1 protein-coding gene is annotated in these 1,198 nt (G+C 41.0%); it reads left to right on the forward strand.

Translation table 11 applies throughout. From position 1 onward, the window contains the following. Positions 1 to 1,198 (forward strand): aldehyde dehydrogenase family protein (locus ACRCJ0_RS14595; RefSeq protein WP_431390930.1); only part of this gene is annotated, 1,198 nt, incomplete at both ends.

The raw sequence follows: 1,198 nt of genomic DNA on the forward strand, positions 1-1,198 counted from the left end.
TTGCTTTAGAGGAATTCGATCATTTTAATCAAGAGCAAATTGATCACATTGTAGCGAAAGCTTCAGTTGCAGCTTTAGATCAACATGGTACTTTAGCAAGACATGCGGTTGAAGAAACTGGCCGTGGTGTATTTGAAGACAAGGCGACAAAGAACTTATTTGCTTGTGAGCACGTTGTAAATTACATGCGAGATATGAAGACAGTTGGTGTTATCAGTGATGATGAAGTGACGGGGATCACAGAAATTGCTGAACCTGTTGGAGTTATTTGCGCCATCACTCCGACAACGAATCCGACGTCGACAACTATTTTCAAAGCGCTCATCGCATTAAAAACTCGTAACCCAATCATTTTTTCATTTCACCCGGCAGCACTTGAGTCATCGGCTCACGCTGCTCAAATCGTTCGAGATGCAGCGATTGAAGCAGGTGCACCAGAAAACTGTGTACAGTGGATTACAGAACCATCGTTAGATGCAACGAATGCATTAATGAATCACGATGGGGTTGCGACAATCTTAGCCACTGGTGGAAATGCCATGGTTAAATCAGCTTACTCATGTGGTAAGCCAGCGTTAGGAGTTGGGGCAGGAAATGTGCCAGCTTACGTTGAAAAGACAGCAAACGTTAAGCAAGCAGCTTATGACATCGTATTAAGTAAATCATTCGATAACGGAATGGTATGTGCTTCTGAACAAGCCGCAATTGTTGATAAAGAAATCTATAAAGAATTTAAAGATGAATTAGTAAGCTATCATGCTTATATCGTAAATTCAAAAGAGAAAGCACTATTAGAGGAATTTTGTTTCGGTTCTAAAGCATTCAGTGAAAACTGTGCTGGCGCAAAATTAAATAGTGAAATTGTTGGGAAACCAGCGACATGGATTGCAGAACAAGCAGGTTTCACCGTTCCGGAAGAAACAAATATTCTAGTAGCAGAGGTGTCAGAAGTTGGACCAAACGAACCATTAACACGCGAAAAACTATCTCCAGTCTTAGCCTTATTGAAGTCAGAAACAACTGAAGATGGAATTCAAAAAGCTGCACAAATGGTTGAGTTCTTTGGATTAGGTCACTCAGCTGCGATTCATACACAAAATCAAGAATTAGCGAATGAATTCGGCCGTCAAGTTAAAGCCATTCGAGTTATTTGGAACTCTCCTTCAACATTCGGGGGAATCGGAGATGTATACAATGC

Source organism: Aerococcus sp. L_32, assembly GCF_050689315.1.